We start from the raw sequence: 26,798 nt of genomic DNA on the forward strand, positions 1-26,798 counted from the left end.
CCCGCCTTCGGGGAGAGGGCTTTTTATGAGGTGAAGATGCGGCGGATCAGGTCTCGGTAGAGGAGGACCTGGCGGGGCAGGATGGTGGGGTCGCCGAGCGCGCGGCCGAGGATGAGGCCGCCTTCGACGAGGGTCGAGATCATGTCGGCCAGCGCGTCGAGATCGATTTCTCCCCGCGGCGGATAGCGGGCGGCGATCAAATCCAGCCGTTCGCGGAAGCGGTTGCGCCAGGACAGCATGCCCCTGGCGTTCAGTTCCCGCACATCGCGGTCGAAGAGCTGGTCCTGATAGGTGAAGGCGGCGGCGAGGCAGCCGGGATGGGCCTCCGGCAATTCGGCCATCATCTCAGCGAACAGGCGCAGCCCGATCAGGAAGCCGTGCAGTGGGTCCTCGTTCAACTCGTCCGCGCGGCGGAAAAGCTCATCCAGCAGTTCCCGGTCGCGGTCGAGATAGCGCAGCATCATCGCGCGGGCGAGGTCGCCCTTGTCGCGGAAATGGTAGAAGAAGCCGCTCTTGGTGATCCGCGCGGCGGCCACCAGCTCCTCGATCGAGGTGGCGGAGAAGCCCTTGGCCAGCACCGCCTCCTCCGCGAGCGCCAGCAGCGTCTCACGGGTGTCAGTGCGGCGGCGGATCGGGGCGTCTGGCATATCGTTACCGTACCGGCGGTAAAGTTTCCCCTTGCCCGTGGGACTATCGGCGGCCCTTCCCTCCCCGTCAACAAAGGACAAGCCCCTACGACTTATGCGTTATCCGGAAATCGCGCGAAACTGCACCACGCGCTTTCTAGCGGCGGGAGGGGTCGATCAGCCAAGGTCTGCGCCCCATCACCCGCTAAAGGCTCTCGCCAATGTCCAGATACCGCCACCGGCTGCCGCAGCTCTCCCATACCCTGTTCCTCACCGATGGGGGGCTGGAGACGACGCTGATCTTCCACAACAAGCGCGACCTGCCCCTGTTCGCCGCCTTCGACCTGTTGCGGGACGAGGACGGATTGGCGGAGCTTCGCGCCTATTATGCCGCCTATGCGGCGCTGGCCCGGTCGCAGGGGACCGGCTTCATCCTGGAAAGCCCGACCTGGCGCGCCAGCGCCGACTGGGGCGCGAAGCTGGGCTATTCCGGCGAGGCGCTGGCGGAGGCCAACCGTGCTGCGATCGAGCTGATGGAAGAGATCCGCGCGGAGTACGAGACCGGATCGACGCCGATGGTCGTCAGCGGCTGCGTCGGGCCGCGCGGCGACGGCTACGATCCCGGCCGAAAGATGAGCGCGGCGGAAGCCGAAGCCTATCACGCCGTCCAGATCGCGGTCTTCCGCGATGCGGGAGCCGACATGATCACGGCGATCACGATGAACTATGAGGAGGAAGCGGTCGGGATCGCCCGTGCGGCGATCAAGGCGGAGATGCCGGTCGCGATCTCCTTCACCGTGGAGACCGATGGGCGGCTGCCGACCGGCCAGACGCTGAAGGACGCCATTGAAGCGGTCGATCGCGCGAGCGGCGGGCGGGTCGTCTACTACATGATCAACTGCGCCCACCCGACCCATTTCCCGACAACGCTGGGCGGGGGCGAGCCGTGGACACGCCGGATACGAGGCATCCGCGCCAACGCCTCCAAATGCAGCCACGCGGAGCTGGATTCGGCGCCGGAGCTGGACGATGGCGATCCCGACGAGTTGGGCCGGCAGTATCGCGAGTTGCGGCGGGCACTGCCGGGACTTACCATCCTGGGCGGCTGCTGCGGCACGGATTTCCGGCATGTCGAGCGGATTTGCCTGTCCTGCCGGGAGGCGGAGGCGGCGTAACGGGCGGTCACCAGCTACCAACTACAAACCACCCCCACCCCGACCCTCCCCCGCAAGCGGGAGAGGGAGTCCAATAGCCCCCTCTCCTGCCCTGCGGGAGAGGGGGTTGGGGGTGAGGGTGGTTCGTGGCTGGCTGGAACATGTCGTCGGGGTCGGGTATTTCCGCCCCGGAAGGTATCGACGACAGGACGTTCCGCCCATGAGTCAGGAGACCCAGCAGAATCCGGCCGACCTGGAGGATGTGATCGGGCATCTGACCGCCGTCGCGGAGGCGCGGGAGGAGGTGTCGATAGGAGACATTCAGGAGGCGATGGGGCGGCGGGCTTTCGCGCCCTTTATCATCATCCCGTCGCTGATCGAGGTGAGCCCGATCGGCGGCATTCCCGGCGTGCCGACCGCCATGGCGACGATCGTCGCGCTGTTCGCCGTGCAGCTTCTGTTCGGCAGGAAGCAGTTCTGGCTGCCCCGGATCATCCGCAAGCGCCATGTCAAGGGCGCGAAGCTTAAGCAGGCGCTGGACTATGTGGAGCCGGTGGCGAGACGGGTCGACAAGGTGATCCGCGCGCGGCTGATCTGGGCGACGCGGGAGCCGTTCATCCATCTGGTCGCGGCGGTCTGCCTGGCGCTGACGATGGTGGTGCCGCCACTGGAGTTCGTGCCCTTCGCCAGCAGCGCGCCGATGGGCACGGTCGGCCTGCTGGGGCTGGCGCTGATCGCGCGGGACGGGCTGCTGGTGCTGATCGGCCTCGGCCTGTCGCTGGGGGCGTTCTACCTGACCTATTCGCTACTGCTGACCTGAGGGCTCCGCCGCGTCTCCTCCATCGCCTTCAGCCAGCGGGCGCGCAGGGCGGCGGGGCGGTCGGGATAGCGGTCGTCCAGGAAATCCGCCTCCACCACCCGGTCGGCCCGGAAATGCCGGAAGTCACGCCGCAATTCGCACCAGCCGACGAGCAGGCGCGCCGTCTCCAGATAGCCGACCGTGACGGGCCAGACGACCCGGCGGCTCTCCCGGCCCTGCTCATCCTCATAGCGCAGCGCGATCTTGCGGCCGGCATGAATCCAGGCGCGCAGGCGGGACATGTCGAGCCGGTCGGGCGGAGCCGGCTGGCGGCAGGGTGGCGCGCCGACCGACGGCTCCAGGATCAAGGGCCGGAGCCTTTCGGGGATGGAGGCCGCGATCTTGGCGACCAGGTCGCGGGCGGCGCGGGCGAGGTCCGGATCGCCCCGGGCAGCGACCCATTGCGCGCCCAGCACCGCGGCCTCGATCTCGTCCGGCGTCAGCATCAGGGGCGGCAGGTCGAACCCGTCCTCCAGCACATAGCCGATCCCGGCCTCGCCCCTTATCGGCACGCGCTGGCCGATCAGGTCTGCGATGTCGCGATAGACCGTCCGGCGGGAGGTCTCAAGCTCCGCCGCCAGCGCGTCGGCGGTGACCGGCCGGCGGTGACGCCGCAATATCTGGATGATCTGGAACAGCCGGTCGGCGCGTCTCATGGAGTCCTGTCCCTGAAAGGAATGGCATCGTCTGAAAGCAGTGTCGCCGATCGCTGCTGACAGCATGCTGGCAGCAGCATGGCAGTAAGAACGGCGGGCAATCAACCTGAAGCGTTTCGACAGGAGGCCCCGATCATGATCACCCTTTATGGCAGCGTCGCCGGTTTCGGCCTTCCCGAGGTCAGCCCCTACGTGACCAAGACGGACATCCAGCTCCGCATGGCGGGCCTCACCTTCGACAAGGCCCCGGCGATGCCCGTGCAGTCGCCCAAGGGGCAGTTGCCCTTCATCGAGGATGATGGCGAGACGATCGCCGATTCGACCTTCATCCGCGCCCATATCGAGCGGAAATACGGCGTCGATCTGGATGCGGGGCTGGACGAGGCGGAGCGGGCGCGGGCCTGGGCCACAGAGCGGATGGTGGAGAACCATCTGGGCTGGGCCGTCTCCTGGCAGCGCTTCATGCGGCCCGAGAATTTCGAGCGCGGGCCAGGCCATTTCTTCGACGGGGAGGAGAACGAGGCCAGGCGGGCGGATATGCTGAAGAACATGAAGGTTCAGGTAGCGTTCACCTTCCGCGCCGTGGGCGTCGGCCGCCATGGGCCCGGCGAGATCACCTGGCTGGGCGTGCGGTCGCTTGAGTCTTTGTCGGCGATGATCGGCGACGGGCCCTACCTGACCGGCGACCGGCCGTGCGGGGCGGACGCCACGATCTTCGCCATCCTGGCCGGGCTGCTGACGCCCTTCTTCGATTCGCCGCTGCGGCGGGAGGCGGAGAAATTTCCCCGACTGACCGGCTATGTCGCGCGGATGATGGCGCGCTACTATCCCGATCATCCGTGGGAGGTTCCCGACGAGAAGGAAAGAAAAGATGCGGCTTGAGGGTTCCTGCTGTTGCGGGGCGGTGACGTTCGCCGTCGAGGCCTATGCGCCGGCCCCTTTCCTGCGCTGCTATTGCTCGATCTGCCGCAAGAGCGCGGGCGGCGGAGGCTACGCGGTCAATCTGGGAGCGAAGGCCGGCACGCTGGAGGTGCGGGGGGAGGAGCATATCGGCACCTTCCACGCCCGGATCGACGGCGAGGAAAGCCCGGCGGAGCGGCGGTTCTGCGGCCGCTGCGGCTCGGCCCTGTGGCTGTGGGACCCGCGCTGGCCGGACCTTATCCACCCCTTCGCCAGCGCCATCGACACCCCCCTGCCCCGGCCGCCCGAGCAGGTCCACATGATGCTGGGATCGAAGCCGGACTGGGTGCGGCTGGACGCGGCGGAGGGCGAGAAGCGGTTCGAGGGCTATCCCGAACAGTCGCTGGAGGACTGGCACCGGGCGCACGGAATGCTGGATGGGGAGGGGTAGCGCCGGCCTCCCTTCCCTTGCCGTCGGTGAGGCGGCGAGGGCGTATGGATTCCGGATCAAGTCCGGAATGACCAACAAAAACAATGTCATGCTGGACTTGATCCAGCATCCATGCGGCGTGGGGGCTGACTGGACCCCGCCCCCGCCATCCAGACACGAAAAACCCCGGCGGCCGGGGAGCCGCCGGGGTTTGGACCCGGGAGGGAAGGTCGATGATCGCGGAGTTTTACGCGGCGATCGGCTTGGAGAACTTCTCGACCGTCGCGGTGACGCGGGCGTTGATCGGGGCCAGCGCCTCGTTGGTGACCTTGACGCCCATCTCAGACAGGCGGGTACCTTCGGCCAGCGCGCTGTCGAAGCTGGACTTCGCGTAGTCGCTCTGCAGGTCCACGGCCTCGCGGATCGACTTGGCGGTCATCAGGCCCTTGGAGACGGCGACGGCCTGCTCGACCGCGGCCTGGGAATAGGCGAACCAGGCCTTGCCGATATCCTCATAGCCCTTGGTGAAGACGGTCGAGGCCTTCACGACGGCATCGAGATTGTCGCGGCTCTGCGCGGAGGCATCCTCCAGCCCCTGGGCGAAGGCGCCGTTCACGCGCTCGAACTGCTCCTTGGAGAAGGCGACGCCCTGGTCGAAGGACTTGGCGTAGGCTTCCTGGCCGGCCTTCATCGCGTTCTCCACGGTTTCCTTGCCCGCCGCGATCACGGTCTCGGCGGTGTCGGTCTGGCTGTTGGCGGTCTTACGTGCGGTGGTCATGGGTGAACTCCTTAACTATCGCGTTCAAGATTGCGGTTTCATGTCCGTAGTGCACCGGGCGTACGGGCTTCCGCCGCGCCTCCAACCTCATGTTGCAGTGCAATATACCGGTAGATATGGGAAATGGGCCGCGGCTGTCAACGAGATTTTTGTGCGGCGCAACATCGGGGGCGGGCGGACGATCGCCGGAGGGGGAGACGTCCTTGACATCGGAAGGAGGACCGTAGCTAAATCAGGTCATGGGGAATGCGATCTCCCCACGAGGCGACAGCCGAAGCATCGCGTCCCGAATCCGCATTGCCCGGAAGGACGCGTCATGGCCTCGACGATCTCCATCACTCACGACAAGCTTTCCCGCCTGATCGGCACGCCGAAATGCCCGGCGCTGATCGACGTGCGCACGGATGAGGACTTCGCAGCCGATCCGCGCCTGATCCCGGGATCGGTGCGCCGTCCACCCGACGACCCGACATCGTGGTCGGGCCAGGTCGCCGGCTGCTCCGCCGTCATTATCTGCGATGAGGGCCACAAGCTGAGCGACGGGGTGGCCGCCTGGCTGCGGCATGAGGGCATACAGGCCGATTTTCTGGAAGGCGGGTTCCGGGCGTGGGCGGAAGCCGCGATGCCGGCGGTGCCCGAGAGCAAGGTGCCGCGCCGAGACCATCGGGGCCGGACGGTGTGGGTGACGCGGGCTCGGCCGAAAATCGACCGGATCGCCTGTCCCTGGCTGATCCGCCGCTTTGTCGATCCGCACGCCGTCTTCCTGTTCGTCACCCCCGCCGAAGTGCGGGGGGTGGCCGAGCGCTTCGAGGCGACACCCTTCGACATCGACGCCGAGGGCGTGTTCTGGAGCCATCGAGGCGATCTCTGCACCTTCGACGTGATGGTCGAGGAATTCGCCCTGGCGACCGGGCCGCTGAGGCGGCTAGCCACCATCGTGCGCGGCGCGGATACGGCACGCCCCGATCTGGCGCCGGAAGCGCCCGGACTGCTGGCAGCGTCGCTTGGCCTTTCGCGGATGTACGCCGATGATCTGGATCAGCTCGAGGCGGGGCTGACGCTCTACGACGCATTCTACCGGTGGTGTCGGGATGCGACCGGCGAAACCCATAACTGGCCCACGAACAAGGCTGGGGCGTAAGATGCGGGAGGCCGCAATTGCGGCGGCGACCGCGCCCGCCGCGCCGGACCATGGCGTGTCGTTCGGCGAAGCCATCCCGGTCTGGGCGCGCATCGCGGCGCTTTCGTTCGGCGGTCCGGCCGGGCAGATCGCGGTGATGCACCGCATCCTGGTCGAAGAAAAGCGCTGGATCGGCGAGAGCCGATTCCTGCATACGCTGAATTACTGCATGCTCCTGCCGGGGCCGGAGGCGACGCAGCTTGCCGTCTATATCGGCTGGCTGCTGCACAAGACGAAGGGCGGCCTGGTCGCCGGCACGCTGTTCGTGCTGCCCGGCTTCCTGTCCATCATGGTCTTGAGCTGGGTCTACGCCGCCTTCGGCAATGTCGGCATCGTGGCGGCCCTCTTCTTCGGCCTGAAGGCGGCCGTGCTGGCGATCGTGTTCGAAGCCGTGGTGCGGATCGGCAAGCGTTCGCTCAAGAACAGGGTCATGCTGAGCCTGGCGGCGGCCGCCTTCGTCGCGATCTTCGTGTTCGACGTGGCGTTTCCGCTGATCGTCCTTGCTGCCGGGCTTATCGGATATTTCGGCGCGCGCGCCGGGCATCCGGCCTTCCTTGTCGAGAGCGGACACGGGACGTCGAAGGAAGCCGCCCTGGCGGATGCGGAGTCGGCTCTGGGTGAGTCGATCCCGGCGCATGCACAACCCAACCTGTCCTGGGCGCTGAGGATCTCCGGCTTTCTTCTGGCTCTCTGGCTCGCCCCGGTGGCGCTGCTTCTGCTGTTTCCAGGTCCCGGCAACGTCTTCACCGACATCGGCGTGTTCTTCGCCCAGATGGCCGTCGTGACCTTCGGCGGCGCCTATGCGGTCCTCTCCTATGTCGCGCAGCAGGCGGTCGAATCCTACGGATGGCTATCACCCGGCGAGATGCTGGAGGGGCTTGGGCTGGCCGAGACGACACCCGGCCCGTTGATCATGGTGACGCAGTTCGTGGGGTTCCTCGGCGCGTTCCGCGATCCCGGCGCGCTCAACCCATTCGTCGCGGGGACGCTGGGCGGCATCCTGACGACCTGGGTCACGTTCGTGCCCTGCTTCCTGTGGATATTCCTGGGCGCGCCGTTCGCCGAAAGGCTGCGGAGCAACCGTGCGCTATCGGCGGCGCTGGCCGCCATCACCGCTTCGATTGTCGGCGTCATCCTCAACCTCGCGGTCTGGTTCGGGCTTCACGTGCTCTTCGCCGAGGTGAACGAGATCGCCATTCCGGGAGCGACCATAGATGCGCCTGTCTTGAGCACCATCAACATCCCTTCCCTGACCCTCACGGCCGCCGCCGTCATCGCGGTTTTCCGCTTCAAGGCAGGCATGATCAAGGTGCTTGCCGCGTGCTCGGCGGCAGGCGTGATCGAGTATCTTCTTCTGGGATGAACGCCGGTCGAAGGCGGATGAAGGGCGAAAACATCCTTCGACGGGCTCAGGATGAGGATTCTGCTCTGGAACTGCGCCCGGCGCCTTAGTAGCCCGCAAGGCCATCCTGGCCGATCCTGACAGAGAAGCAGATGACGTCGTCGCGGTCGCTGAGGCCGCGGGTGCAGGAGCGGTCGCCGGGGCGGATCGGCGGGAAGGGTACACCGGTCGAATCGTGAGAGGCGATGAAGGGGACGAAGGGCAGCGAAGCGATATCGGTTCCGGGGTGGCGCCAGCCGGTGAGGAAGAACTCCCCGTCATGGCAGCCGCTGGCGAGCCAGTAATAGTCCTGCGCGCCCAGCGTCAGGCCGGCGTCGGGCGGGCCGAAGGCGCCGGCATCCTCCAGGCGGGCTGTCAGTTCCGCCATTTCCGCGTCGGTGAGCCGGCTTTCGGCGGTGCGCGGCGCGCCGAGGCTGGAGAGGCCGGAGAGGTGGCCGTCGAACACCACGCCCCGGTCGATTGCCTGGCGGAGGACCCAGCTCCCCGGCTCCCGCACCACATCGTAGGCGCGGACCTGGCGGTTGAAATCCGCGTTGTAGACCAGCCGGTAGCGTTCCGGCGCGCCGGCCGCGCAGGCGGCGCGGATGTCGTCGGACGCCAGATAGCTGAACCAGGTCGCCCGCTGGGTGACGAGGTTGGACTGGCTTTCCGGTCCCTGATAGGCGCAGGCACCGAGCAGGAGGGCCAGCGCCCCCGCGAGGAGGCCGAGGCGGCGGCTTACGGGCATGTCGATGATCCCCTTTCGGTCGAATGCGGCGGGCGTAAAATTTTCTTTACCAATCGTGGCTACAATCTGGACAGAGTTGGAGTTGATACTTTACATTAACTCTGCGGTGTAATGAACGGTCCGGGGAGGGGCGAATGGGGGGTCATCCAAGCCAGCCCGTCACGCGAATGGGGGTTCTGCGACGGGGATGGGACGATAGAGCCCTCGCCTTCCTGCTGTTTTCCCTGCTTTTCCTTATGGCGGCCCTGCTGGCCCAGCCGGCGCAGGCGAACCAGAAATACGGCGCGATCGTGATCGACGCCGTGACCGGCGAGGTGCTGCACGAATCGCGCGCCGACCGGCGGCTCTACCCGGCCTCCACCACCAAGATCATGACGCTCTACCTGACCTTCCAGGCATTGGAGGACGACCGGCTGTCGCTGGACGATCAGATCCCGATCTCCGCCAACGCGGCGGCCGAAGTTCCCACCAAGCTGGGCCTGCCGGCCGGATCGACGATCCGGGTGGAAGACGCGATCTACGCGCTGGTGACCAAGTCGGCGAACGACATTTCGACGGCGCTGGGCGAGGCGATCGGCGGTTCGGAGGCCAATTTCGCGCGGATGATGACCGATCAGGCGCGCGAACTGGGCATGTCGAACACCACATTCCGCAACGCCCACGGCCTGCCGGACGAGGAGCAGGTGACGACGGTGCGCGACATGGCGACGCTGGCCCGCGCCATGCTGCGGAACTTCCCGGAGCATTACCACTATTTCGGCACCGAACGCTGGACCTATCGCGGCACCTCCTACCGCAACCATAACCGGCTGATGAGTTCGTACGAGGGCATGGACGGGTTCAAGACCGGCTATACCCGCGCTTCCGGCTTCAATCTCGTCGCGTCGGCGGTGCGCGGCAATCTGCGGCTGATCGCCGTGGTGTTCGGCGGCCGGACATCGGCCAGCCGCAACGAAGAGGTGGCGGACCTGCTGGACGCCGCCTTCGCCAGCGACCGGGGCGAATATCTGATCGCCCATGGCGGCGCGCGCTTCCTGCCGTTCGACCCGCCGCTGCCACCCAGCCGGCCGGGCATCAGCGGCCCGATCATGGTGGCCGGCGCGGCGCCCTTCGCCGGCTCCGCGCTTGAGGTTCCGGCCCTGCCGCCGCAGCTTGTCGGCACGCCCATCCCGCCGGCCCCGCCCGCGCCGATCGCCGTCCGCGACGATATCGAGCTTGTCGCCGTTTCCGCCAACACGGCGGCCGGCTCGCTGGGCGTGGGTATCGGGGGCGACCTGCCGGACATCGGGGAATGGGGCATCCAGGTCGGCGCCTTCACCGACACCACGGCCGGCAACCGCGCCGTCGCCATGGCGACCAGCGCCGCGCCGGACCTTCTGGGCGGCGCGGAAAGCCGGCTGATGGAGATCTACACCGAATATGGGCGGCTCTACCGCGCCCGGCTGGTCGGCCTGTCCCAGGACGCCGCGATCAGGGCCTGCGACCGGCTGATCACCGCCGGCGGCGATTGCCTGACGATCGCGCCGGGGGAGGGGTAAACCAACCACCCTCACCCTCCCGCTTTGCGGGTCCCTCCCTCTCCCGCAAGCGGGAGAGGGTAAGGTTGGTAGCCCTCTCCCGTTCGTGGGAGAGGGTTGGGTGAGGGGCGATTTTTGCGTCCTTACCAACAACACCCTCACCCTCCCGCCCCTCCGGGTCGGGTCCCTCCCTCTCCCGCAGGCGGGAGAGGGTGAAACTGGCGTTTTCCGGTTCAGGCGTTGGCGCCGCCGTCGATGGTGAAGGCGGCGCCAGTGACGAAGCGGCTGGCGGGGCCGGCGAGCCAGGTGACGAGGCCGGCGATGTCTTCCGGCTTCCCGTAGTCCGGGATCGCCATCAGGCCGCGCTGGGCGTCGGCCGTCGGGCCGGAGGCCGGGTTCATGTCGGTGTCCGTGGAACCGGGATGGACGATGTTGGCGGTGATGCCGCGCGCGCCCAGATCCCGCGCCAACCCTTTCGTGAAGCCGACCAGCGCCGATTTGCTGAGTGCGTAGAGCGAAATCCCCGGCCCCGGGACCCGGTCGGCCAGATTGCTGCCGATGGTGACGATGCGGCCGCCCTGCCCCATGCGGGCCGCCGCCGCGCGGGAGGCCGCGAAGACCGCGCGGATATTGACCGCCACCGTCTCATCGAAATCCGCCAGCGTCAGCGCGTCGATCGGCGCGGCGGTGAAGATGCCGGCATTGTTCACCAGTATGTCCAGCCGGCCGAACGCGTCGGCCGCCTTCGCCACGGCGTCCTCAACGGCGACGGCGTCGCGATTGTCGGCGGCCAGCGCGAGGCCGCGCCGGCCGGAGGCCTCGATCTCCGCGACGATCGCCGCGGCGCGGTCGGACGAGCTGGCGTAGGTCAGCGCGACATCCGCGCCATGGGCCGCGAGCGCCCGGACGATCGCCGCGCCGATGCCCCGGCTGCCGCCGGTGACCAGGGCCGCCCTGCCGTGAAGGGGGCCGCGAAGAGGGGAAGACATGGTGCTTTCTCCGTTATGTATTGATTGATACATAATAGCTGGCGCGCTTGCCGAACGGCGTCAAGAGTTTTATGTATTGAACGATACATAACAATGGAACGCCGCCGGAGGACCCGAGCGATGAAGGAGAAAGGCCGCCCGCGCGCCTTCGATCGGGATGCCGCCCTGGCGCGCGCGATGAAGCTGTTCTGGGCCAGGGGCTATGAGGGGGCGTCCCTGGCCGAGCTGACGGCGGCGATGGGCATCCGGCCCCCCAGCCTCTACGCCGCCTTCGGCAGCAAGGAGGCGCTCTATCGGGAGGCGCTGGACCTCTATGTCGCCGAGGGCGATGCGGGCATCTGGGACGCCATCCCGATCGCGCCGACGGCGCGGGAGGCAGTCGACGGTTTCCTGCGGGCGACCGCCATCGCCTTCACCCGCCCCGGCGTTCCCCCTGGCTGCATGATCGCGCTGGGCGCGCTGCATGAGGGCGAGGCGAGCGAGGCCATCTGCCGGGATCTTAAGGAGCGCCGGGCCTGGGGCGTGGGCGTGCTGAAGGAGCGGCTGGAGCGCGGCGTGAAGGATGGCGAACTGCCGGCCGGCGCGGATTGCGCCGCCATCGCTTCCTTCTACGCCACGGTGCAGCACGGCATGTCGATCCTGGCGCGCGACGGGGCGGACCGGGAGGCGCTGCTGGCCGTGGCGCGGCGGGCGATGGCGGGGTGGGAGGGGGTGGTGGCCCCCTCACCCTCTATCCAGGAAACCAACCGCCCCTCACCCAACCCTCTCCCCGGCGGGGAGAGGGCTACCGACCTACCCTCGCCCCTCCGGGGAGAGGGAGGGACCCGCAAAGCGGGAGGGTGAGGGGTGTTGGTTTCTTTCCCCTCAGGCCACGACGCCGGCGGGTTGAGCGGGCCGGCTGGCCAGCGGGTCGGGGCCGAAGCGGTTGTCGCCGTCCGTGCCCTTCAGGCAGAAGAAGACGATGAGGACGATGACGCCGAGGATCGGGATCAGGCCGATCAGCAGCCACCAGCCGGACTTGTCGATGTCGTGGAGCCGGCGCACGCTCACCGCGATGTTGGGCAGCAGGACAATGAGCCCGAAGATGCCGACGAGAATGCCCCTGGATGTGATCGGAAGCACTGCGGATTCGATCACCCCCAGGACAAGCTGTACCAGAAGGATGAACAACACCCAGTACCAGTATTCCGACCGTGAAGACCGGCCGCCGAACTTGACGTAGCCGGAAAAGCCGGACTTGATTGCGTCACCGAATCCCATGAGTTTCCTCCCCCCGATTGCGGTTGCGACGGGCTATATTAGCGCATTCAAGTACAATCGTCACGCGATCATACCGATCGTGCTTTCTCGTCAGTAATCACGGCCGATCCTTCCCTCGGCTTCTGCGACGCCCCGCAATAAAAGGCCGCAATCAACCGCCCATGCAGCCCATCATTTCGATATCGAACGTCTCGAAAACCTACGCGTCCGGATTCCAGGCGCTGAAGGACATCGACCTGGAGATCAGGCGGGGGGAGATATTCGCCCTGCTGGGCCCGAACGGAGCCGGGAAGACGACGCTGATCAGCATCGTCTGCGGCCTGGTCAAGGCCAGTACGGGAACGGTCACGGCCGACGGGCACGACATCGTCCGCGACTATCGCGCCGCGCGGTCGGAGATCGGGCTGGTGCCGCAGGAACTGACCACCGACGCGTTCGAGACGGTGTGGGCGACGGTCAATCTGAGCCGGGGCCTGTTCGGCAAGCCGAAGGACCACGCCCATGTGGAGAAGGTGCTGCGCGACCTGTCCCTGTGGGACAAGCGGAACGCCAAGGTCATGACGCTGTCGGGCGGCATGAAGCGGCGGCTGATGATCGCCAAGGCGCTGTCCCACGAGCCGCGGATCCTGTTCCTGGACGAGCCGACGGCCGGCGTCGACGTGGAGCTTCGGCGCGACATGTGGGAGCTGGTGCGGTCGCTGAGGGCGACAGGCGTCACCATCATCCTGACGACGCATTATATCGAGGAGGCCGAGGAGATGGCCGACCGGGTCGGCGTCATCAGCAAGGGCGAGTTGATCCTGGTGGAGGAGAAGGCGGAGCTGATGGCCAAGCTGGGCCGCAAGCGGCTCACGCTCCAGCTTCAAAGCCCGATCGAGGCGATCCCGCAGGCGCTGGCCCGGCACCGGCTGGAGCTGGCGGCCGAGGGGACGGAGCTTGTCTACACCTACGACACCCAAGGGGAGCGGACCGGCATCACGGCGCTCCTGACCGATCTGAGCGATGCCGGGATCAGGTTCCGCGACCTCCAGACCAGCCAGAGTTCGCTTGAGCAGATATTCGTCAGCCTGGTCAGCGAGCGGCGGCAATGAGCGCAAGGACGGGAACGATGCGGGTCAATTTCCGGGCGGTGCGGGCGATCTACCTGTTCGAGATGGCGCGCGCATGGCGGACCCTGTTCCAGAGCGTCGTGTCGCCGGTCATCTCCACCACCCTCTATTTCGTCGTCTTCGGGGCGGCGATCGGGTCGCGGATCGAGGAGGTGGACGGGATCAGCTACGGCGCCTTCATCGTGCCGGGGCTGATCATGCTGTCGCTTTTGACGCAGAGCATCGCCAACGCCTCGTTCGGCATCTATTTCCCGAAATTCACCGGCACGATCTATGAACTGCTGTCGGCCCCCGTCTCCTATGTCGAGGCGGTGACGGCCTATGTCGGCGCGGCGGCCAGCAAGTCGATCATCCTCGGCCTCATCATCCTGGCGACATCGGCCCTGTTCGTGCCGCTGGAGATCGCCCACCCGGCCTTCATGCTGCTGTTCCTGGCGCTGACGGCCGTCACCTTCAGCCTGTTCGGCTTCATCATCGGCATCTGGGCGGACGGGTTCGAGAAGCTGCAGATCGTGCCGCTCCTGATCGTGACGCCGCTGACCTTCCTGGGCGGCAGCTTCTATTCGATCGACATGCTGCCGCCCTTCTGGCGGACGGTGACGCTGTTCAACCCGGTGGTCTACCTGATCAGCGGCTTCCGCTGGAGCTTCTACGGCACCGCCGACGTGGCGGTCGGCATCAGCCTGGGCATGACGCTGGTCTTCCTGGCCGCCTGCATGGCCGTGCTGCACTGGATCTTCAGGACGGGGTATCGGCTGAAGAGTTGAGGGCCGGGGAAGGATGGGGTGGTGGTGGGTCGGAGAAATGCCGCCCGCTCCCCCGCCGCTCGTGAGGCGGCAAGGGCCGATGGATTCCGGATCAAGTCCGGGATGACCAATAAAAACAAAGCCATGCTGGACTTGATCCGCATCCATGCGGCGTCGAAGGCAGCCGGAACGATGCCGGTCTTCGGCGTCAATGAAGCGGTGATGACCTATGGATTCCGGATCAAGTCCGGAATGACCAATAAAACAATGTCATGCTGGACTTGATCCAGCATCCATGCGGTGTCAATGAAGCGGCAAGGGCCTATGGATTCCGGATCAAGTCCGGAATGATCAACAAAAGGGAAGGTTCTCGTTCCTAAGCGTTGCTTAATGGTTCTCCGGTGATAGTCGGGCTCTATCGGAGGAGAACATATCCATGAACCGGCTTCTTCTGGCGGGCGTCCTGCTGGCTTCCTTCGGCACGGCGGCCCAGGCCGACGAGACGATCACCGATCCGTTTGCCGGGATGGCCCGGTCGATGGCAGCCGTGACGAGCCGGTTCGAGGCGGTGTTCGGCGGTTTCGAGGCCCCCTCCGCCCGGTTCAGCCGGACCGTGCGGATCCAGTTGCTTCAGCGGGGCTTCATCGCGAACAATACGCTGTCCGCCAGCCAGCCGGGTAATGGTTCGATCGGGATTTCGGCGATCCAATCGGCCGCCGGGAGATCTTCGATCGACAACCGGATCGGCGGCGGCATCGGCTACTGAGCCAAAAGAATACGCCCGGCCCTGGGGTAAAGGACCGGGCGCTTCAAGATCGCCGACGAGCGAGGATGTTACTCCACGTCGACGGTGATCGAGACCAGGTTCGACACGTTGGTCGCGCCCTGGGTCAGGTTGCCCGTGCCGCCATTGCCGTCGATCACGTTGCGCGCCGTCTGGGAGACGGCGGAGACCTGAACCGCTTCGGGGATGAAGCCCGCGGAACCGGTCAGCCCGTCCTGGGCCGTGATCACGTTCGCCAGGTTGGAGGCGGACTGGTCGAGACCGTTGATCGAACCGGCGTGATGATTGCCGGAAGCGTTGGTCACGGCGCGGTTGACCGCCGTCTGCTCACCGATGGCGCCCTGGATGGCCACGTTCGTGATCTCATCGGCGTTGATCAGATTGCCGACATTGGTCGCGGTCTGCTCGCCATCGGTAAGGCCGATGCCGAACTCCGCGGTGTTGGTCGCCTTCTGGGCGAGCAAGGCTCCCTGGATGACATTGCGCACATCGTCGGCGTTCAACAGGTTGGCGACGTTGGTCGCCTCCTGCGTCAGCCCCTCGACGTTGGACGCTCCGCTTGCAGGATGGGTGGGCGGGGGATTGCCATGGAAGTTCAGGTGGTTGGAGGCGTCCTGGCCGGTCAGCGAGAGCTGCAGGATGAAGTCACCGTGATTCTTCGCGTCGTCGACCTCCGCGAGGTTGGCGATGTTGCTGGCGGACTGGCCGACATCCGTCACGGCCTGGCCGTAATCGGCGAAGTTGTCGGCGTTCTGCACGGCGGCGGTGATCTGCACCAGCTCGTTGACGTCCTGGACGTTGACCAGGTTGGTGACGTTGGTCGCGTTCTGTTCGAGATCGGTCCACATGCCGTAGTAGGAGGACACGTCGTTGGCGGCGTTCTGCGCGCCGATGGCGATCTGGTTCACGTCGTCATAGTTGGCCGCGTTGCCCGCGCGCTCGTCGATCAGGCCGTTGCCGAGATTGGTCGCATCCTGGGCGACGCCGTGGTTGTTGTGGACCACGTCGATGCTGTTGGTTGCGTCCTGGACGTTGAGGAACACCTGGCCGACATCGACCGTGGTTTCGGCATGGGCGGCTCCGGCGAGGAGGACCGCCGCCGATGCGGTGGACAGGAACAGGCGATTCATGATTCTGTCTCCTTGCTGCGTTGGTCAGAATGACCTTCGTTATGAGCGTCGGATGGATGAGTCCGGCCGCTCTCCTTTCCGGGGGCCTGCCAGCCCCCGGAATTTCTTCGTTCAGTTGGGCGGGACGGACCTTTCGCTAGGGTCCGGCGCGCTGTCCGGGAAGTTGGCGCAGACCTGCCGGCCCGCGATGAAACGGCAATCGAGCGGTGCTGCCTGCGGGGCGGCCAGGGTTCCGTTGACCGGTTCCTGATCCGGGCTGTTGGTGTCCAGCGTATCGGTCGACGGAGCGACGATGGCAGTCGGCGTCGGCGCCGGCTTTGGCGGGATAGTCGCGGCGCGCCGGGCCGCGCGGCGTTCCCGCTCGGCATCGTTGAGGTAGGTGTCGCAGGTCGCCCCGACGCCGAGGAGTTCCGTCGCGATGTCGTAGGCGGCGCTTTCGATCACCCAGCGCATGGAGCCCTGGAGAGGTTCGTTGGGCTGGGTGGAGAAATTGACGTCGAGAAGTTCTTCCCCTTCGATCTGTCCGATGCCGCTTCCGATATCGAAGATGCGGAAGACGTCGGCCCGTATCTCGTACCCCACGACCTGCTTCTTATAGGATTTCGAGAGGACGATCTCCGTCGTCCTGGTGTCGGTGACCGCGAGGTCGAGCGCCATCTGCGCGACGAAGGCTCGCGCGCCGCCGCCGATGCCGCCGATCGTCACCTCGTTGGCGCGCTGATAGACGTTGAAGTCGAGTTCGGTGATCGCGCCGGTGATGTAGTGCGTGGAGCCGGTGAACGCGCCGCGCGGGACGGGACGATAGGTGAGAAGCTGGTCCCCGACCCTGACCGGACGGCCTTCGCCGAGCCGCTGGTTGATGGACTGCTCAAGCTCCCACTCGGCGATGCCGACCGTCGACCTGTTGACCTGCCTGACGCCGCTTTGCGCGAGCGCGCTGATCATCATGTAGGTCGCGCCCTGCGTCGCGAACGAACCGACCTCCTCATAATCGAACCGTCCCGTCCTGTCGGGAATCTCGCCGACGGCGAGCCGGATATCGAGGTCGTCCGGGCGGGCGACCGATCGCAGACAGGTGAGCGCCCTGGAGGCCGGCGTCTCCGTCAGCGTCGGGACCGGCCCCTGAAGGACCTCTACCGGATCGTCGCCGACGACCGGGACCGCGCAGGCCGACAGAAGCAGGGCCGAAGCGAATACAGCGAAAATCGGGGATTTCATGGATACCTCGCCATCATGGCTCGATCGTGAAACCAGGCCCTACCTGAGACAGGACATGCGTCGCCGGGGAAAGCGCCTTCGGAGGGAAGCCCTAAAAGCCGATGCCGCCGGTGATGTCGTTGTCGATCGTGGAATTGCCGCTGGAGGTCTGGACGGCATCAAGGTCGATGGAGCCGTTTCCGCCCTGATTGATGATGATCAGGTTGTTCAGGATCTGGCCCCGCTGCAGGCTGTTGATCAGCATCTGCTGCTGGAAATAAATGTTCTCGGCCTGGATGCGCATGTTCTCGGCCTGGATCATGGCCGACCTTTCGGCCGCGCTCCGGAAATTGATCGGCTCGGAACTGTCGAAGTCGGCAAGCGCGGGCGCGCTTGACAGGGCGGCGGCGAGGAGGCCGACGGCGGAAATTGCAATAAACTTCGACATCGGACGCCCCCTTAAGAATTATTAATAAACCTTAAGGTGGCTATTTGTACCGAAATAGAATCGCGAATTTAATTAAAATTTTATTAATTTGGGATATTTTTGAGTCGCAGGTAGGTGGATGAAATCCTGCTTGCTCTCCCACGCCGGCATCGTGGAGAGGGCCTATGGATTCCGGATCAAGTCCGGAATGACCAACAAAAACAAGGTCATGGTGGACTTGATCCAGCATCCATACGGCATCGAGACCGTTCCTAGATCGTCACTCGGTCGACCAGCACCGCGCCGCGGGAGGCCATGAAGTAGAGGCCCATATGGTGGGTCAGCATCTGGGGGTGGGCGGCGGTCGGGGGGAGGCCGAGGGAGGAGGCGGTCTCCAGCGGCATGTCGTAGGTCGAGCAGCCGGGTTCATGGACGGCGATGTCGGAAAGCGTCGGCATCATGCCGTGGTTCCGGGCCGACAGCAGCGTCAGCACGAAATCCATGACGCAGATGTCGGTGCAGATGCCCACCACCAGCAGCGCCTGGAGGTCGTGCGCGTTCACCCATTCCACGACGCCGTTCCGCCCGTCAGGCCCGATCGCGCCGACGAAGCCGTTGATGCAGTCCTTGCGGATGAGGGTCGCGGTTGCCGCCTTCTCCAGCCACAGCAGGTCCGGCACCAACTCCTCCTCACCCGTCCCGCGCACGCAATGGGGCGGGTAAGGGGGCTCTGGCTTGCCGGATTCGTGGGTGTCCAGGAAGGCGAGGATCGGGCGGCCGGCTTCGTCGAAGGCGCGGGCGAGGCGCACCGTCTCCGCCACCATGCCGGACACCTGGGCGTTCGGCGCCGGCGGGGCGAGATTGCCCGCGCCGACGGTGGCGAAGCCGTTGACCTCGTCGACGATGACGAGGCCGACCTTGCGGACCCCGGCCTCGAAGGGCTGGAAAGCGATCGGAAGGCGGTCCTGGAAGGCCGGAAGCAGGCTTTCGTCCGTCATGGCAGCCTCCTAATGGCCTCCGGCGGAGGTGAAGCTGGGGGTGGGGATGCCGCTGGCTTCGAGCTGGGCGACGATGTGGGCCTTCAGCCGCTCCAGCCCCTCCTCCGTCTGGCTTTCCGCGCGGGCGACCAGAACGTCCTGGGTGTTCGACGCGCGGAGCAGCCACCAGCCATCGTCGGTCTGCACCCGGACGCCGTCGATGTCGTTGACGCGCGCGTCAGTCTTGGCGAGGCGGTCCTTGATCTCGTCCACCACGGCGAATTTCCGCGTCTCGTCGACCTGAAAGCGGACCTCCGGCGTGTTCAGGACCTCCGGCAGTCGGTCGCGCATGGCCGACAGCGGCTCCCCCATCCGGGAGACGAGGTTGATCAGACGGATTCCGCAATAGAGCGCGTCGTCGAAGCCGTAATATTTGTCGTTGAAGAAGATGTGGCCCGACATCTCGCCGGCCAGCGGGGAACCGACCTCCGCCATCTTGGCCTTGAGGAGCGAATGGCCGGTCTTCCACATCAGCGGCTTACCGCCCAGCCGGGCGATCTCGTCATAAAGGGTCTGGCTGGCCTTCACGTCGGCGATGATGGTCGCGCCGGGATGCTCCTTCAGCACTTCCTGAGAGTAGATCGCGATAAGCTGGTCGCCCCAGATGATGCGACCCTTCTCATCAATCGCGCCGATGCGGTCGCCGTCGCCGTCGAAGGCGATGCCGAGATCGGCCTTCGTCTCGGCCACCTTCTTCTGGAGGTGGACGAGGTTTTCCGGGATGGTCGGGTCCGGATGGTGGTTGGGGAAATTGCCGTCGATATCCTCGAACAGCAGATGGTGCGTGCCGGGCAGCCGGGCCGTCATGGCCTTCAATATGTCGCCGGACGCGCCGTTGCCGGAATCCCAGACGACGGTCAGGTCGCGCGGGCCGTGATAATCCTGGACCAGACGGTCGACATAGGCGTCGGCGATCGGGCAGTCGCGGGCCACGCCCTCGCCCTCGATGAACGCGCCCTCGGCGGCGATCGTCCCGATCTCCTGGATCTGGGCGCCGTAGACCGGGCCCTTGTTCAGGGTCATCTTGATGCCGTTATAGTCCGGCGGGTTGTGCGAGCCGGTGATCTGCACGCCGGCGGCGGCGTTCAGGTGCTTGACCGCGAAATAGAGCATCGGCGTGGGGCCGAGCCCCACCCGCTCCACCGCCAGGCCGGTGGAGACCAGCCCGTCGACCATCGCCTGCTCAAGCTCCGGAGAGCTGAGCCGCCCGTCATAGCCGACGCAGACGACGGAGCCGCCGTCGCGCACGACCATGGTGCCGAAGGCGCGGCCGACGGCGCGGGCGTCGGCGGGATGGAGGGTCTTTCCGACGATGCCGCGGATGTCGTATTCGCGCAGGAGGGTCGGGTCGAAGATGTGGGCGTCGCTCATGGTGTCAATCGCCTTCTGCCAGGGCCTTGGTGCGGCTGTCGGCGTCCGTCCGCAGAGGTCCGGGGCGGCCGATGCCGTGATAGTCGAATCCGGCCTCGATCATCTCGGCCGGGTCGTAGACGTTGCGCAGATCCACCATCAGCGGACGGCGCAACAGGGATTTGACGCGCTTCAGGTTGAGCGCGCGGAATTCGTTCCATTCGGTGACGATCGCCACGCAGTCGGCCCCGTCGAGGGCCTGGTAGGCGTCATCGCAATAGGTCACGTCCTTCAGCATCTTGCGCGCCTCTTCCATGCCGATGGGATCGTGGGCTCGGATGACGGCTCCGGCCGCCTGGAGGGCCGGGACGATGGTCAGGCTGGGGCTGTCGCGCATGTCGTCGGTGTTGGGCTTGAAGGTCAGGCCCAGGATCGCGATCTCCTTGCCCTCGACCGAGCCGCCGCAGGCCGCGATTATGCGGTCCGCCATCTCCATCTTCCGGGAATCGTTCAGGTCGATCACCGTTTCGATCAGCCGCTGGCGCGCGCCATAGAGATCGCCCGACCGGGCGAAGGCGAGCGTGTCCTTGGGGAAGCACGACCCGCCATAGCCGGGGCCGGGATGCAGGAATTTCGCCCCGATGCGGCCGTCGAGCCCGATCGCGCGGGCTACGTCATGGACGTCCGCGCCCGCCTTCTCGCAGAAATTCGCGACCTCGTTGATGAAGGTGATCTTCATGGCGAGGAAGGAGTTGGCGGCGTATTTCGCCAGCTCCGCCGTCTCCAGGTTCGTCATGACGATCGGCGTCTCGATCAGATAGAGCGGCCGGTAGAGGGCGCGCATGACGCTTTCCGCCCGCTCGCTCTCCGCTCCCACCACGACGCGGTCGGGGCGCATGAAATCGCCGATGGCCGATCCTTCGCGCAGGAATTCCGGGTTCGAGGCCACGTCGAACTCCAGGTCCGGGCGGGCCTTGGCGATGATCTCCCTCACCTTGCGGCCGGTGCCGACGGGCACGGTCGATTTGGTGACGATGACGGCGTAATTGTCGAGCGCAGCCGCGATCTCCTCCGCGGCGGAGAAGACGTAGGAGAGATCGGCATGGCCGTCGCCGCGCCGGCTGGGCGTGCCGACGGCGATGAAGACGGCGTCGACGCCGGCCACCGACTCCTTCAGATCGGTGGTGAAGAAGAGCCGGCCGGCCGCCACGTTCTTCTGGACGAGGGCGGCCAGTCCGGGCTCGTAGATCGGGATCTCACCCTGCTTCAGGCGCTCGATCTTCGATGAATCCTTGTCGACGCAGACGGTCTCCACGCCGAATTCGGAAAAACAGGCGCCGGACACCAGTCCGACATAACCGGCGCCGATCATGGCGATGCGCAATGGAGGGGCCTCCCGAGGCTGCCGCGCAGGGCGGCGGAATGTTGACTATATAAGACCCGACAGGGCCTCGCGCACCTTGCCGGCGAGGTCGTCGCGGTCCAGCGCGAAGGCGACGTTGGCGGCGACGAAGCCGGCCTTGTCGCCGCAATCATAGCGGTCGCCGGAGAAGCGCATACCGTGGAAGGGCTGGCGGCCGATCAGCTTCGCCATGGCGTCGGTGAGCTGGATCTCATCCCCCGCGCCCGTCTCCTTCCGGTCGAGGATGGCGAAGACCTCCGGCTGGAGGATGTAGCGGCCGACGATCGAGAGGTTCGAGGGCGCGACCTCCGGCTTCGGCTTCTCCACCAGCCCCTTGACGGAGGCCAGCGTCCCGTCGTCGCTGTCGACGTCCAGGATGCCGTAGCGGGCGGTCAGCGCCGGCTCCACCTCCCGGACCGCGATCAGATTGCCGCCGACCTTCCCGTAGGCCTGGACCATCTGGGCGAGCAGCGACGGTTCGGCCTTGAACACTTCGTCGGGCAGCAGCACCGCGAACGGCTCGTCGCCCACGATGTGGCGGGCGCACCAGACGGCGTGGCCGAGGCCCAGCGGTTCCGGCTGGCGGACGGTGGTAAGCTGGCTGACGGCGAGCTCCGCGCCCTTCGAGGCCGCCAGCTCCTTCTCCTTCCCGCGCCGCTCCAGCGTCGCGTAGAGCTCGGGATGCTGGTCGAAATGGTCTTCCATCGCCGTCTTGCCGCGGCTGGTGACGAAGATGAACTCCTCGATCCCGGCCTCGCGGGCTTCCTCCACCGCGTACTGGATCACCGGCTTGTCGACGACGGTGAGCATCTCCTTGGGGATGGATTTGGTGGCCGGAAGCGAGCGCGTACCGAGGCCGGCGACGGGGAAAACGGCTTTCTTGACGGGTCGTGCCATGAGGGGAGAGCGTCCTGTCCTTGGGTTGCGTTATCCATGAAGGCACGCAGACGCGCTGTCGGTGGGGCCTTGTGCCACACCGCCCGCGACCGCGCAAGTTCACCCCAGAAGAACGTCCCTGGCCTGATTCAGTTTCGCGGCAAGATAATCGGAGCCGCCCTGATCGGGATGGAAACGCTTCATCAGCCGGCGATGAGCGTCCCTCACCTGCCGGCCGGTGGCATCCTCCGTGAGACCCAGCACCTCCAGCGCCTCCTCCCGCGACATCGGGCCGGTAGCGGGGCGGGAGGCCGCCGTCTCCTCTTCCTCCCCGGCTCCACCTCCGGCGCGCCATGCGGAGCCGAAAGCGCGGTCGAGGAACGTCTCCACGACGGACACGGATTCCGGGTCGCGGGCGGCGCATTCCTCCCTCAGCGCGACCAGGTCCTCCATCGACAGATCCTCCAGCCGGCGGCCCGCGAACGCGCCCGCATGGACGATGCCCGTCATCTCTCCGCTGTCATGGTCCAGCGACATTTCCAGCGTCGCGGTGCGCAGGCCGGACTTCTGGTTCGGCGTCGGCCCGCGCGCGGCCTTGAAGCGGTTGGAGAGCGCCCGCCAGCGCATCACGAGAGGCAGGACGAAGGAAATGGCGGCCACCGCCAGCCCCAGCCGGCCGGCCAGCACGAGGAAGAGCGCGACCATGACCAGCAGCCCGGCCGCGCCCCACTTCACCCCGCGGGCGAGCGAGGCCGGATCGGCGCTGACGAACCAGCGTCCGATCAGGAGCAAGCCGACAAAGAGGCATATTCCGAGGACCAGCCACGCCATCGCCTCAGCGCCCGCCCTCTTGCCGGCCCATCTGGCGAGTGAGCCGGAGCGCCTCCCCGCCCCGATCCGCGCCATAACGCTCCAGCGCCGCATGGCCGCCGGCGGCGTAGACCGCGACGGCGCCGAGCAGCGCCTTCAACTGATCGGCGCTGGAGAGGTCGAACGGGCAGCAGGCCCCGCCCGTCAGCTTCGCCACCTGTTGGAAGGCGCGGCCAGCGACGGGATCGCCGCCCTCATGGAACAGGAAGGCCGGCACACCGGCGAGGCCGAGTTCGCCGGCCCTGTGGCCGACCTTGTCGATATCCTCCTCGAACGCGTCGCCGACGAAGACCAGCGCGTCCACCCGCTGCCGCCGATGCTCCTTTGCGGCATGGGACAGCACCCGGCCGATCTGGGTATGGCCGGCGAGGCAGCGGACGGCGGTCATGCGCCGCCGCAATTCATCGGCGTCCGACACGAAGGGGCTGGCCTTGCATTCGCGGAAGCCGCGATAGAAGACAAGCTGCACGTCCAGCCCGCCCAGCGCGCGCGTCGCCTCGAACATCTCCGCCTGGATATGGCAGGCGCGGTCCCAGGCGGGCTCCCGGCTGGCGGTCGCGTCCATGGCGAAAATCAGCCGCCCCCGCCGCCCGCCGGGCTTCGCGGAAGGAACCGCCGCGACCTTGGCAAGGAACTCCTCCACCGCCGCCTTGCCGGAGGCGGCGGGGAGGTCGGTTTTGTTGCTGTCGTCGGGCATCAGGTCGCCTTCGCTGCGGTTTCCTTACGCGAGTCATATGATGGCGGCCGAGGAATCATACCAACTGTTGGGAATGATCGACACCTTTAGACAGCTAAGTGAATATTCTTGGCGAGGGAATCCTATCGAGAAAAGAGGTTCAAGCCCCGCGCGGTTCGCCAGCGGAATAGGAACTTCTCCACGCCCTCATTGCCCCTTGGCTTAGCTGCGATATAACTAACGGTGATCTGGGGGAATCGTGCGGGGGCACAATGGCGTATCGAAACAGGACTTATATAGCTTTCGATGGCGATAACGACATGCACTACTATAGGCTGATGACAGCTTGGTCAGCGCATGAAGGGTTCAACTTCGATATCTATAATGCGCACGACCTGAATACTTCGCGAGACTCCAGCCAAGAGGAAAGCATCAAGCGCCAACTGCGCGAACGCTTTGCGAACTCCAAATTGTTCATGGTCCTGATTGGCGAAAAAATCCGCTATCTCACCAAGTTCGTTAAGTGGGAGATAGAAACGGCGATTCGGCTCGATCTGCCGATCATTGGCATCAATCTAATTGGAAGCCGAGGACAGGATGATCGCTGTCCGTCGTCCATGAGGGATACGCTGGCTATCTACGTTCCATTCAACGAGAAGATTATCACGCATGCAATGAACAATTGGCCATCCAGCCATGCAACGAATCGCAGGGCAGGAGAAACCGGATGGTTTTATTATGAGGATCAGTTCTATAAATCGCTCGGACTATAATTCGTGAAATATTTTTTCAAGTCTATCCTAACATTCTCGTTCTGGAGATATGCGCTTCTTTCTGGAGAGGCGCTGGCGAAGATATTCACCGTTGTGGGTGTCCTATATGCCTTCATAGAAATGCTAGATTTCTTCGGCATCTACACCAAGGATCAATACAGCGGTTATTCGATCGTTCCGATGGTGGTACTAGCGATCGTCTATGTGGTTATCACCCGGCGTCCGATCACTCGCGTTTCATACAAGGTGCCTGGCAGGGACTACGTAGTCGAGGTCCGTATCGGCGATATATTTAGCGGCACGAACGACGTCATCATCAGCACTAACACCACATTCGACACGAGCATGGCGAATGGACTTATAGCCACCGACAGCCTCCAAGGCCAAGTTGCGACCCGCTTCTTCCAAGCGAACACCGATGAGATAGACCGCCAGTTGAACATCGATTTGACGAAGACTACCGGTACCCCGCGCACCGATGCTCTTGGCAAGAGAATGGAGTATCCAATTGGCACCGTTGCGCGAGTTAAGGCGCACGGACGCACGTTCTACTTCGTGGCAATGTCACGGCTAAATGCGCAGGGAACGGCCAGCGCCTCTCTGAGAGAGGTGGAAGATGCATTGTCGTTCCTATGGGAGTTCATCCTGACGTATGGCGAACTCAAGAACCTCTCGGTTCCACTGATGGGCACAGGACGCGGACGCACCGGCTTTCCCCGCAAGAAGATGTCCGAACGCATCGCCCAGTCATTCGCGGATGGATCAAAGGATCGGATATTTTCCAACAGGCTGTCGATCGTCATTCGCCCAGAAGATGCAGAGAATTTTGGTGTTAATCTCTACCAAATCCGTGACTACCTGGTTCAAGGCTTGCACGGATAACCGCAGCATTAAGTTTCCCGCCCCTCCACCCTCGCCGACCGGCGGGCGGTGAGGTCGGGGACGGGCAATCCGGCACGCCGCCGCAGTGACGGCCGAGGGACGGGATGATGGAGAGAGGACGCCTGTTCTTTCCGTCTCATTGACCGTCCGCCAATATGTACGTATATCCGTACATATTCCACGGAGAGAACATCATGCCGCATGTCGGGTTCACGGAGTTTCGCCAGCGTCTCGCCGCTCATTTCGACGATGTGGTCGCCTCCCGGACGCCGCTGGTCGTGACCCGTCAGAAGGGCGCTTCCGTCGTCGTCATGTCGGAGGAGGAATTTGAAGGGATGCAGGAGACGATCCATCTGCTGCGCAGCCCTGCCAACGCCGCCCGCCTCCTCCGCTCCATCGGGGAACTGGACGCGGGGCGGGGCGTCGAGCGTGACCCGACCGCCTAACGTCCGGGCGGCTGAGCATGAGGCTCGTATGGTCTGAGGATGCCTGGGCCGATTACCTCCATTGGCAGCGCAACGATCCTGACGTGCTGGACAAGCTGAACGCGCTTATCCGCGATGCGAAGAGATCGCCGTTCAAGGGGCTGGGCAAGCCCGAACCGTTGAAGGGCGCGCTGCGCGGCTGGTGGTCCCGGCGGATTACGGGGGAGCACAGGTTCGTCTATCGCGTCACCGCCTCGGGCGACGGGCAGGCGCTGGAGGTGGCGCAGTGCCAGTTCCATTACTGACCGGATTGTCGCCGCCCTTCTCCGTACGGTCATCCCAAAAACCGTCATGCTGAACCTGATTCAGCATCCACAGGGTGAAATTGTTAGCCCTCGCCCCTTGGGGGAGAGGGTTGGGTGAGGGGCGTTTTTTGGTTCGGGCGTCCTTACTCAACCAACCACCCTCACCCTCCCATTCCTTAGGAATGGGTCCCTCCCTCTCCCGCAAGCAGGCTACGGCATTCACACATCTTTGGTTGAGTGGCGTTGGATGATCTGATTCTCTGGGTTTGATTGGGATTGGAGGATTGGACGATGGAGACGTCGCTGGGGCGGTTTGGTGACCGCCGCCTGG

The 26,798-nt window shown here is 65.3% G+C and carries 31 protein-coding genes; 16 read left to right on the forward strand and 15 right to left on the reverse strand.

Annotation, left to right across the window (positions count from 1 at the left end):
* Positions 1–23: 23 nt before the first annotated feature.
* Complete coding sequence (locus tag AAFN89_RS11920; RefSeq protein WP_347539271.1) at positions 24–647, reverse strand: TetR/AcrR family transcriptional regulator; 624 nt, start codon at positions 645–647, stop codon at positions 24–26.
* Between the two features lie 200 nt (positions 648–847).
* Here AAFN89_RS11920 and AAFN89_RS11925 point away from each other — a divergent pair, with 200 nt between their 5' ends.
* Both AAFN89_RS11925 and AAFN89_RS11930 read left to right on the forward strand, forming a co-directional pair.
* On the forward strand, positions 848–1,801 hold the full coding sequence (locus tag AAFN89_RS11925; RefSeq protein ID WP_347539272.1) for a homocysteine S-methyltransferase family protein: 954 nt from the start codon (positions 848–850) through the stop codon (positions 1,799–1,801).
* Between the two features lie 199 nt (positions 1,802–2,000).
* The gene (locus AAFN89_RS11930) at positions 2,001–2,600 is read left to right on the forward strand and encodes an exopolysaccharide biosynthesis protein (RefSeq protein ID WP_347539273.1); all 600 of its coding nucleotides are present in this window, start codon (positions 2,001–2,003) and stop codon (positions 2,598–2,600) included.
* Here AAFN89_RS11930 and AAFN89_RS11935 read toward each other — a convergent pair.
* A complete protein-coding gene (locus AAFN89_RS11935; RefSeq protein WP_347539274.1) occupies positions 2,579–3,295 on the reverse strand; it encodes a YafY family protein in 717 nt (238 codons plus the stop codon). The two genes, AAFN89_RS11930 and AAFN89_RS11935, sit on opposite strands and share 22 nt — an antisense overlap.
* 135 nt (positions 3,296–3,430) lie before the next feature.
* Here AAFN89_RS11935 and AAFN89_RS11940 point away from each other — a divergent pair, with 135 nt between their 5' ends.
* Positions 3,431–4,177, forward strand: a complete 747-nt coding sequence (locus AAFN89_RS11940; RefSeq protein ID WP_347539275.1) for a glutathione S-transferase family protein — start codon at positions 3,431–3,433, stop codon at positions 4,175–4,177.
* Complete coding sequence (locus AAFN89_RS11945; RefSeq protein ID WP_347539276.1) at positions 4,167–4,646, forward strand: GFA family protein; 480 nt, start codon at positions 4,167–4,169, stop codon at positions 4,644–4,646. Before AAFN89_RS11940 ends, AAFN89_RS11945 begins: the two co-directional genes overlap by 11 nt.
* A gap of 226 nt (positions 4,647–4,872) precedes the next feature.
* Here AAFN89_RS11945 and AAFN89_RS11950 read toward each other — a convergent pair whose 3' ends face one another.
* Positions 4,873–5,403, reverse strand: coding sequence for a phasin family protein (locus tag AAFN89_RS11950; RefSeq protein ID WP_347539277.1), 531 nt, complete (start codon positions 5,401–5,403; stop codon positions 4,873–4,875).
* Between the two features lie 316 nt (positions 5,404–5,719).
* Between AAFN89_RS11950 and AAFN89_RS11955 the strand changes: the two genes are divergently transcribed.
* Together AAFN89_RS11955 and chrA are read left to right on the forward strand one after the other, a co-directional pair.
* Positions 5,720–6,544 (forward strand): sulfurtransferase/chromate resistance protein, encoded by an 825-nt coding sequence (locus tag AAFN89_RS11955; protein WP_347539278.1) that lies wholly within the window; start codon positions 5,720–5,722, stop codon positions 6,542–6,544.
* Between the two features lies 1 nt (position 6,545).
* A complete protein-coding gene (gene chrA / locus AAFN89_RS11960) occupies positions 6,546–7,946 on the forward strand; it encodes a chromate efflux transporter (RefSeq protein ID WP_347539279.1) in 1,401 nt (466 codons plus the stop codon).
* A gap of 85 nt (positions 7,947–8,031) precedes the next feature.
* On the opposite strand, the gene AAFN89_RS11965 is transcribed toward chrA, so the two are convergent.
* The gene (locus AAFN89_RS11965) at positions 8,032–8,712 is read right to left on the reverse strand and encodes a hypothetical protein (RefSeq protein ID WP_347539280.1); all 681 of its coding nucleotides are present in this window, start codon (positions 8,710–8,712) and stop codon (positions 8,032–8,034) included.
* Positions 8,713–8,846: 134 nt separating this feature from the next.
* Here AAFN89_RS11965 and AAFN89_RS11970 point away from each other — a divergent pair, with 134 nt between their 5' ends.
* Complete coding sequence (locus AAFN89_RS11970; protein WP_347539281.1) at positions 8,847–10,250, forward strand: D-alanyl-D-alanine carboxypeptidase family protein; 1,404 nt, start codon at positions 8,847–8,849, stop codon at positions 10,248–10,250.
* 212 nt (positions 10,251–10,462) lie between these two features.
* On the opposite strand, the gene AAFN89_RS11975 is transcribed toward AAFN89_RS11970, so the two are convergent.
* Positions 10,463–11,218, reverse strand: coding sequence for an SDR family oxidoreductase (locus AAFN89_RS11975; protein WP_347539282.1), 756 nt, complete (start codon positions 11,216–11,218; stop codon positions 10,463–10,465).
* 120 nt (positions 11,219–11,338) lie between these two features.
* Here AAFN89_RS11975 and AAFN89_RS11980 point away from each other — a divergent pair, with 120 nt between their 5' ends.
* Positions 11,339–12,061, forward strand: a complete 723-nt coding sequence (locus AAFN89_RS11980; RefSeq protein WP_347539283.1) for a TetR/AcrR family transcriptional regulator — start codon at positions 11,339–11,341, stop codon at positions 12,059–12,061.
* Between the two features lie 21 nt (positions 12,062–12,082).
* Here the strand turns inward: AAFN89_RS11980 and AAFN89_RS11985 are convergent, their stop codons facing one another.
* Entirely contained in the window at positions 12,083–12,478 is a 396-nt protein-coding gene (locus AAFN89_RS11985) for a DUF805 domain-containing protein (RefSeq protein ID WP_347539284.1), read from the reverse strand.
* 161 nt (positions 12,479–12,639) lie between these two features.
* Here AAFN89_RS11985 and AAFN89_RS11990 point away from each other — a divergent pair, with 161 nt between their 5' ends.
* The 4 genes from AAFN89_RS11990 to AAFN89_RS12005 all read left to right on the forward strand — a co-directional run bounded on the left by AAFN89_RS11990 (position 12,640) and on the right by AAFN89_RS12005 (position 15,099).
* Positions 12,640–13,569, forward strand: a complete 930-nt coding sequence (locus AAFN89_RS11990) for an ABC transporter ATP-binding protein (RefSeq protein WP_347539285.1) — start codon at positions 12,640–12,642, stop codon at positions 13,567–13,569.
* Between the two features lie 17 nt (positions 13,570–13,586).
* Entirely contained in the window at positions 13,587–14,354 is a 768-nt protein-coding gene (locus AAFN89_RS11995; protein ID WP_347539286.1) for an ABC transporter permease, read from the forward strand.
* A gap of 102 nt (positions 14,355–14,456) precedes the next feature.
* A complete protein-coding gene (locus tag AAFN89_RS12000) occupies positions 14,457–14,618 on the forward strand; it encodes a hypothetical protein (protein ID WP_347539287.1) in 162 nt (53 codons plus the stop codon).
* Positions 14,619–14,769: 151 nt separating this feature from the next.
* Positions 14,770–15,099, forward strand: coding sequence for a hypothetical protein (locus AAFN89_RS12005; RefSeq protein ID WP_347539288.1), 330 nt, complete (start codon positions 14,770–14,772; stop codon positions 15,097–15,099).
* Positions 15,100–15,167: 68 nt separating this feature from the next.
* On the opposite strand, the gene AAFN89_RS12010 is transcribed toward AAFN89_RS12005, so the two are convergent.
* From AAFN89_RS12010 to AAFN89_RS12050, 9 genes are all read right to left on the reverse strand, one after another.
* The gene (locus tag AAFN89_RS12010) at positions 15,168–16,247 is read right to left on the reverse strand and encodes a hypothetical protein (protein ID WP_347539289.1); all 1,080 of its coding nucleotides are present in this window, start codon (positions 16,245–16,247) and stop codon (positions 15,168–15,170) included.
* A 111-nt stretch (positions 16,248–16,358) separates the two neighbouring features.
* The gene (locus AAFN89_RS12015) at positions 16,359–17,465 is read right to left on the reverse strand and encodes a CsgG/HfaB family protein (RefSeq protein WP_347539290.1); all 1,107 of its coding nucleotides are present in this window, start codon (positions 17,463–17,465) and stop codon (positions 16,359–16,361) included.
* A gap of 91 nt (positions 17,466–17,556) precedes the next feature.
* Positions 17,557–17,892, reverse strand: a complete 336-nt coding sequence (locus AAFN89_RS12020; RefSeq protein ID WP_347539291.1) for a hypothetical protein — start codon at positions 17,890–17,892, stop codon at positions 17,557–17,559.
* A 251-nt stretch (positions 17,893–18,143) separates the two neighbouring features.
* A complete protein-coding gene (locus AAFN89_RS12025) occupies positions 18,144–18,869 on the reverse strand; it encodes an isochorismatase family protein (protein ID WP_347539292.1) in 726 nt (241 codons plus the stop codon).
* Positions 18,870–18,878: 9 nt separating this feature from the next.
* Entirely contained in the window at positions 18,879–20,279 is a 1,401-nt protein-coding gene (locus AAFN89_RS12030; RefSeq protein ID WP_347539293.1) for a phosphomannomutase/phosphoglucomutase, read from the reverse strand.
* 4 nt (positions 20,280–20,283) lie between these two features.
* Positions 20,284–21,642 (reverse strand): UDP-glucose/GDP-mannose dehydrogenase family protein, encoded by a 1,359-nt coding sequence (locus AAFN89_RS12035; RefSeq protein ID WP_347539294.1) that lies wholly within the window; start codon positions 21,640–21,642, stop codon positions 20,284–20,286.
* A gap of 45 nt (positions 21,643–21,687) precedes the next feature.
* Positions 21,688–22,557 (reverse strand): UTP--glucose-1-phosphate uridylyltransferase GalU, encoded by an 870-nt coding sequence (galU, locus tag AAFN89_RS12040; RefSeq protein WP_347539295.1) that lies wholly within the window; start codon positions 22,555–22,557, stop codon positions 21,688–21,690.
* A 99-nt stretch (positions 22,558–22,656) separates the two neighbouring features.
* Positions 22,657–23,367 carry a hypothetical protein gene (locus tag AAFN89_RS12045; RefSeq protein WP_347539296.1) on the reverse strand — a complete coding sequence of 237 codons (711 nt, stop codon included), beginning with the start codon at positions 23,365–23,367 and terminating at the stop codon, positions 22,657–22,659.
* Positions 23,368–23,371: 4 nt separating this feature from the next.
* Positions 23,372–24,103, reverse strand: coding sequence for a VWA domain-containing protein (locus tag AAFN89_RS12050; RefSeq protein WP_347539297.1), 732 nt, complete (start codon positions 24,101–24,103; stop codon positions 23,372–23,374).
* Positions 24,104–24,354: 251 nt separating this feature from the next.
* Between AAFN89_RS12050 and AAFN89_RS12055 the strand changes: the two genes are divergently transcribed.
* From AAFN89_RS12055 to AAFN89_RS12070, 4 genes are all read left to right on the forward strand, one after another.
* Positions 24,355–24,855 (forward strand): TIR domain-containing protein, encoded by a 501-nt coding sequence (locus tag AAFN89_RS12055; RefSeq protein WP_347539298.1) that lies wholly within the window; start codon positions 24,355–24,357, stop codon positions 24,853–24,855.
* Between the two features lie 3 nt (positions 24,856–24,858).
* A complete protein-coding gene (locus tag AAFN89_RS12060; protein ID WP_347539299.1) occupies positions 24,859–25,737 on the forward strand; it encodes a macro domain-containing protein in 879 nt (292 codons plus the stop codon).
* Between the two features lie 194 nt (positions 25,738–25,931).
* Complete coding sequence (locus AAFN89_RS12065; RefSeq protein ID WP_347539300.1) at positions 25,932–26,183, forward strand: type II toxin-antitoxin system Phd/YefM family antitoxin; 252 nt, start codon at positions 25,932–25,934, stop codon at positions 26,181–26,183.
* 17 nt (positions 26,184–26,200) lie between these two features.
* Positions 26,201–26,467, forward strand: a complete 267-nt coding sequence (locus tag AAFN89_RS12070; RefSeq protein ID WP_347539301.1) for a Txe/YoeB family addiction module toxin — start codon at positions 26,201–26,203, stop codon at positions 26,465–26,467.
* The last annotated feature ends 331 nt before the right edge of the window (positions 26,468–26,798 follow it).

The organism is Inquilinus sp. CAU 1745 (assembly GCF_039839375.1).
In the GTDB taxonomy this organism is placed as follows: domain Bacteria; phylum Pseudomonadota; class Alphaproteobacteria; order DSM-16000; family Inquilinaceae; genus JBDOQU01.